Annotated in this window: 6 protein-coding genes and 1 pseudogene; 2 read left to right on the top strand and 5 right to left on the bottom strand. The window is 68.0% G+C overall.

The genetic code is table 11. From position 1 onward, the window contains the following. Positions 1 to 839, top strand: an 839-nt coding sequence (locus G3N61_RS37630) for an L-lactate permease (protein ID WP_205824956.1), incomplete at its 5' end; no start/stop codon positions are given. A gap of 99 nt (positions 840 to 938) precedes the next feature. On the opposite strand, the gene G3N61_RS37625 is transcribed toward G3N61_RS37630, so the two are convergent. From G3N61_RS37625 to G3N61_RS37605, 5 genes are all read right to left on the bottom strand, one after another. After that, positions 939 to 1,700, bottom strand: coding sequence for a M48 family metallopeptidase (locus G3N61_RS37625; RefSeq protein ID WP_043190526.1), 762 nt, complete (start codon positions 1,698 to 1,700; stop codon positions 939 to 941). Positions 1,701 to 1,895: 195 nt separating this feature from the next. Then, positions 1,896 to 2,678: a glycosyltransferase family 2 protein gene (locus G3N61_RS37620; protein WP_089451265.1), complete on the bottom strand. Its 783-nt coding sequence runs from the start codon at positions 2,676 to 2,678 to the stop codon at positions 1,896 to 1,898. A gap of 125 nt (positions 2,679 to 2,803) precedes the next feature. Beyond that, the gene (locus G3N61_RS37615) at positions 2,804 to 4,123 is read right to left on the bottom strand and encodes an endoribonuclease L-PSP (RefSeq protein WP_205824954.1); all 1,320 of its coding nucleotides are present in this window, start codon (positions 4,121 to 4,123) and stop codon (positions 2,804 to 2,806) included. 86 nt (positions 4,124 to 4,209) lie between these two features. Further along, positions 4,210 to 4,926 (bottom strand): 3-oxoacyl-ACP reductase FabG, encoded by a 717-nt coding sequence (gene fabG, locus G3N61_RS37610; protein ID WP_205824952.1) that lies wholly within the window; start codon positions 4,924 to 4,926, stop codon positions 4,210 to 4,212. A gap of 110 nt (positions 4,927 to 5,036) precedes the next feature. Next, positions 5,037 to 5,297, bottom strand: a complete 261-nt coding sequence (locus tag G3N61_RS37605) for a phosphopantetheine-binding protein (protein ID WP_043187455.1) — start codon at positions 5,295 to 5,297, stop codon at positions 5,037 to 5,039. A 413-nt stretch (positions 5,298 to 5,710) separates the two neighbouring features. Between G3N61_RS37605 and G3N61_RS37600 the strand changes: the two are divergent. Continuing rightward, positions 5,711 to 5,942: pseudogene (locus tag G3N61_RS37600) on the top strand (hypothetical protein); the annotation flags it as partial.

Genomic DNA, 5,942 nt, shown 5'->3' with positions numbered 1-5,942 from the left:
GCTTCGGCGGCGCGGGCGCCCGCAACGGCAACGGCTCCGGCACGAGCCGGCAGGCGTCGCCGTACACGCTCGCGCAGACCGTGCGCGCGTGGTCGCCGTTCCTGATCCTGACGGCCGTCGTCACCGTATGGAGCATCGCGCCGTTCAAGGCGCTGTTCGCCGCGCACGGCGCGCTCGCGTCGACCGTGTTGAAGTTCCATGTCGCAGGGCTCGACCAGCTCGTCGTGAAGACCGCGCCGATCGCCGCGACACCGAAGGCGCTCGAGGCGGTGCTGAAGATCGATCTCGTGTCGGCGGTGGGTAGCGCGATCCTCGTGACCGCGCTGATCTCGATGGCGCTGCTGCGGATGAAGCCGCGCGACGCGCTCGTCACGTTCGGCGAGACGCTGAAGGAGCTGACGCGCCCGATCCTGTCGATCGGCCTCGTGCTCGCGTTCGCATTCGTCGCGAACTATTCGGGGATGTCGTCGACGCTCGCGCTGATGCTGACCGCGACCGGCGCCGCGTTCCCGTTCTTCTCGCCGTTCCTCGGCTGGCTCGGCGTGTTCCTGACGGGCTCGGACACGTCGTCGAATGCGCTGTTCTGCTCGCTGCAGCAGGCCACGGCCCATCAGCTCGGCGTACCCGAGACGCTCGCGGTGGCCGCGAACACGACGGGTGGCGTGACCGCGAAGATGATCTCGCCGCAGTCGATCGCGGTCGCCTGCGCGGCGACGGGCCTCGTCGGCAAGGAGTCGGAGCTGTTCCGCTTCACGGTGCGGCACAGCCTGCTGTTCGCGGTGATCGTCGGGTTGATCACGCTCACGCAGGCGTACCTGCTGCCGGGCATGGTGCCGTAAGCGGCGCGCGCCCCCAAAACAAAACCCCACACCGGGAAAAGCGTGGGGTTTTTCATTTCGCGCTGGATCGCCCGCTTCGGCAGGCGACCCGTTGCGCGATCAGCTGCCCTTCGCGATGCGATCCTCGATGTGCTGCGCGCGGCTCGCCGACGACGGGTGCGAATCCATCATCGAGCTCTTGCCGCCGTCCAGCTTCGCGAGCTTCTGGAACGACGTGACCAGACCCTTCTGGTTCATGCCCTTCTGCTTGAGCAGGTCGAACGAGTAGTCGTCGGCCGCGCTTTCCTGCGACTGCGAGAACTGCGCGTTGATGAACTTCTCGGTGATGTCGCCGAGCTGCGAGCTCGTCAGTGCCGCCACGCCCGGCGAAGCCGCGCCGGCCGCGGTGCGCGCCGCGCTGACCGCGTAGGCCGTCTGCATCGCCTTCTTCGAGTGGCCGAGGGCGACGTGGCCCATTTCATGGCCGATCACGCCACGCAGCTCGTCGTCGGTCATCAAGTCCATCAGGCCGCTGTACACGCGCACGCAGCCGTTGCCCATCGCCCACGCGTTGATGTCCTTGGTCATGTAGACCTTGTAGTTGATCTTCTGGTTGTTCAGCGTCATGTTGCCGAAGCCCTTCATCACATTCGTCAGGCGCTTCGAGTACGCGCTGTTCGCCGGCGCGACCTTCGATTCGGCATCGCTCGCCTTGCACGAGTCGTTCGACAGTGCGGCGATGTCGGCATCCGACAGCGTCGCTGCCTTGTACAGGCTCGTCCCCGCCGACGTCAGGCTGTTCGCGTCAAGGTTCTGAATCCCGCCACACGCGCTCAACAGAAACGCCACGCCACACGCTGCCACCGCTTTCTTGAGTTGCATCCCGGATCCCTCGATAGTTGTATTTGGGAGCGGCGATTTTGCATAATCCGGCAGAAAATTACCAGATGTTTACATCCGATGACACGTTCATTACTCATCGGACTGGAACGAAGCAGCATTCCGGCGCGGAATTGACAACGAAAAACGGTGCAATCGCCGCGCCCGGGCGACGATCGGCAGGGAAACCGGGGCTGTTCAGGCCGTCTGGTCGCGACGACGCATCAGCCGCCGCGCCACCAGCATCGGCAGCCGCACCGCGAAGCCGGTGAACAGGCGCAGGTGCATCCACGCGAGCAGCGCGTTGTCGCGGCCGTAATGGAAATGCGAGACGCCGCCCTCGTGCCGGCCGAAATAGCGCACCGGCGCGTCGATGCGGATCGGCCGCACGCCGGCCCAGCACAGCCGCACGGCCGCCTCGGGATCGAAGTCGAAGCCGCGCATCCACGGCTGGCGGCGCATGATCGCGGCAAGCGGCGCGACCGGATACACGCGAAACCCGTACAGCGAATCGCCGATCCCGGCCCACAGCGTCTCGAGGTCGGCCCATGCGTTCGACAGCCGGCGCCCCTGCACACGCAACTGCGGCGCGCTCGCGTCGAACTTCGGCACGCCCAGCACCATCGCGTCGGGCGCGGCCTGCGACGCGGTCATGAACGCGGGAATCAGGTCGGCCGGATGCTGGCCGTCGGAATCCATCGTCAACACATGCGTGAAGCCGCTCGCGGCCGCCGCGTCGAGCCCGGCCAGCACCGCGGCGCCCTTGCCGCGGTTCTCGGGCAGCACGATCACGCGCAGCCCCGGGTCGCGCTCGGCCATGGCCTGCAGCCGTTCGGCGCTGCCGTCGGTGCTGCCGTCGACGACGACCCACACCGGATTCCACTGCGCGCGGGCATTGCGCACGGTCGTGTCGACCTTGGCGCCCGGGTTGTAGCTCGGAATCAGGACGAGATGGGTGGACGAGGCGTGCAGCTTGGACATGGAAACAGCCGATTGCGAAGACAGGGATCCTGACAAAAGTTTATGACTTGCCGGCGACCGTCGGCAGGCTTCGTCGACGTCGCCCGCGTGCGGGGCCGGTTGCTCGATCGTGAGGTTTTCTCGCTTCATGACAGCCACGCCTCCTGATGACCCGCGCTGGCCTCGATCTCGACCAGCAGGTCGTCGCGGCACACGTCCGCATGGACAATCAGCGGCCGCACGCCGGGGCCGACCGCCTCGCGCAGCACGCGCTCGATCGCGGCCAGCGCCGCGGCGTCGCCGGCGTCGCGCACGTAGACGCGATAGCTCAGGTCGGCGAGCGAGAACGGGCCGTGCCCCTGGCGCGCGGCCTGCTCGAGCACGGCTGTGAGGTTCGCGACCGTCTCGCGCGTTTGCGCGACGACGTCGCCGTGATGCACGGTGCGGTGCCCGACGATGCTCGCGGTGCCCGACACGAACAGCACCGGCGCGGCGTCGCCTGCCGTCCAGGCGGCGGCGCGCGCGAACGTCGGCGCACGCGGGCCGTACTGCGCCGGATAGTGATATGCGCTGACCTGACGCGGGTTCTCGACCGGATCGGCCGGCGTGCGGCTCGCGAGGAAATGGATCGCGAGCGGCGCGGCCGGCGATGCGTCACCCGCGACCGGCACGACCGAACCGAGCGCACATGCGGCCGGCACGCCGCCCGTCAGCGCGCGGCGGCACGCGTCGAACGCGTGCTGGCGGCCGATATTGAACTGACGATAGCGCTCGATCCCGAACTGCACCGCGTTGATCGCCGGCACGGTATTCCAGATGCGCAGCGGATGCGGCATGCGGAGGGAATCGAGCACGTCGAACAGCGCACGGTACGCAGCATGCGTCGCGCGTTCGAGCGGCGTGCTGCCGTCGTGCGTTTCGTGCGTTTCGTGCGTTTCGTGCGTTTCGTGCGTTTCGCTCGTCTCGTGCACGACGATGCTGCCGAACACGAGGCCCGCCGTCTCGCTGTACCGATAGTGCAGCGCGCCGCGCCGTTCGCTGCGCAGGTCACGCGCATCGCATTGCCAGATTTCGCAGACGGCGTCGTCCGGCGCGATGCCGGCGCCGAGCAGCGTCATCGGCACCGGCGCGACCGGCAGGTCGGGCACGACATCGGCCAGCATCCGTGCCGCCGCGTCCGCGTGCGATTCGTCCTGCAGGCCGGCAGCGCCGATGCACACCGCACCCAATGCGCCAGGCAACGCGCACTCGAATCCGTCGCCACGACCACGCGCATCGTCCAGCAACGCGGCGAGCCGCGCATGGCTCATCCGGACGAGCCGCAGCGCGCGGTCGCCGTCGTGCGCGAGCGGCGCGCCCGATCGCGATGCGGCCGGCCCGGCCGCCGTCTGCCCGCGCGCAACGGGCGCGGCGGCGGACGACAGGGAACACGGACGCCGTTCGGCGTCGACTGGATGCACGGACACTTCGATTTCCTCACTAGGCGGCGCAAGCCGCGCAACCTCGCGGCTGCGCCGCGTTGCGTTACGTCACGCCGACGCTGCGCGCTTCGTCAGGCCAGCCCGCCGTTGACGGACAGCACCTGCCCCGTCACATAGGCCGCGGCGTCGGACACCAGGTACGCGACCATCGCCGCGACTTCGTCGGGCCGCCCCGCGCGCTGCGCGGGTACGAGCTGTTTGATGCGTTCGGCGGGAAACGCCTGTTCGGCCATCGGCGATTCGATGATGCCGGGCGCCACCGCGTTCACGGTGATGCCGCGCGACGCGAGCTCCAGCGACAGCGACTTCGTCGCGCCGATCAGCCCCGCCTTCGCGGCCGCGTAATTGACCTGCCCGCGATTGCCGGTCACGCCGGCCACCGACGCGATGTTGACAATGCGGCCGCGCCGCGTGCGGATCATCGGCAACAGCAGCGGCTGCGTGACGTTGAAGAAGCCGTTGAGCGTCACGTCGATCACGCTGTGCCACTGCCGGTGCGACATGCCGGCCATCGGCGCGTCGTCGTGAATGCCCGCGTTGTTGACGAGAATCTGCACCGGCGCATCGTCGATGAACGGCTTCAGCGCGGCGAGCGTTGCATCGGCGTCGGTCACGTCGAACGCGATCGCGTGCGCGGTGCCGCCGGCCGCGACGATCTGCTGCACGACCGCCTCCGCCTGCGCGAGATGGCGGTTCGCATGCACCCACACTTCATGGCCGGCCTGCGCGAGCGCCGTGCAGATCGCCTGCCCGAGTGCGCCGCTGCCGCCCGTCACGAGCGCCCGCATCGAATTGCTCCGTTCATCGCGTTCCACCTCGATCGACGCGGCCGCGTATCGTCTGCCGATTGCCGCCGCGTGCCGTCATCATCTGCGCGTCGCGCCCGTGCGCGACGCCGTCACTTCGTGCGGTGCGCGGCCACGTATGCAGCCAGGGCACCGAGCGTCGCAAAGATCTTCTGGTTGTCCGGATTGTCCGAACGCAGCTCGAAGCCGTATTTCTTCGAGATCAGCAGTGCGATTTCCAGGATGTCGATGGAGTCGAGCCCGAAACCCTCGCCATACAGCGGGGTCTCGGCCGTCACTGTTTCGAGCGGGACGTCTTCGAGATTCAGTTCGCCGATGATCAGCGTGGCGAGCTCTTGTTCCAGTGCGTTCATCATGCGTGCGGGCAGGCGGCCCGTGGCAGCGGAAGGTGCCCGGAAACGGCAATCGCCATGCACGCCCGGCGCGTGCGAATCTCCGTCCCTCCGGCGTCTGCCGGCTTCCCCGCCTGCTTTATTTGGGGATCGTTTGTAAAAGTTACGCGGATTCTAGACGAACGGGTATCGGGCCGTATACCGCCAATGGTTACAGACTGGCGAGCCGGCGCCGCGGCCCGTCTCGGGACCCGAATGCACCAGACGCTTGAGCCGCTTTGGATGGAAATGGACCGACCCCGCGAAACCGTTCGTCCTGCGCCATACAATCGGTTACAAAACCCGTTCGCGCCCGCCCCGAACACGCGGTGCCGCGGCCCTAAAATGAGCGTGCCCGACCACCGGCCCGGACCCGCGTCCCGGCCGCCATTCATATGATGTTTGACGGCCCGACCACGACGTCCGGCCACGATCTTCCCGATGTCGCCAGTCATGCCGCAACCGTCCTTCCGCTCCGTTCCGGTTCGCCCGTCCGTCCGCTGCCGCCCGTTCGTTCGCGGCGCCGGTACCCTGCCGACGAACTCGTGCTGCTGTCGATCCGCGTCGAATCGGACAACCTCGCCGTCGTGCGGCGCCTGCTGCATCAGGCCGTCGGCGCCGCGCTCA

Origin of the sequence: Burkholderia sp. Ac-20349, assembly GCF_017104865.1 — a bacterium.
GTDB classification, from domain to species: domain Bacteria; phylum Pseudomonadota; class Gammaproteobacteria; order Burkholderiales; family Burkholderiaceae; genus Burkholderia; species Burkholderia aenigmatica.
This window is presented reverse-complemented; position numbering and strand designations above follow the sequence as displayed.

Excerpts from the sequence above, each read along its gene's own strand:
- G3N61_RS37625 (WP_043190526.1), bottom strand. The coding sequence starts at position 1,700 with ATGCAACTCAAGAAAGCGGTGGCAGCGTGTGGCGTGGCGTTTCTGTTG.
- G3N61_RS37620 (WP_089451265.1), bottom strand. The coding sequence starts at position 2,678 with ATGTCCAAGCTGCACGCCTCGTCCACCCATCTCGTCCTGATTCCGAGC.
- fabG (WP_205824952.1), bottom strand. The coding sequence starts at position 4,926 with ATGCGGGCGCTCGTGACGGGCGGCAGCGGCGCACTCGGGCAGGCGATC.
- G3N61_RS37605 (WP_043187455.1), bottom strand. The coding sequence starts at position 5,297 with ATGAACGCACTGGAACAAGAGCTCGCCACGCTGATCATCGGCGAACTG.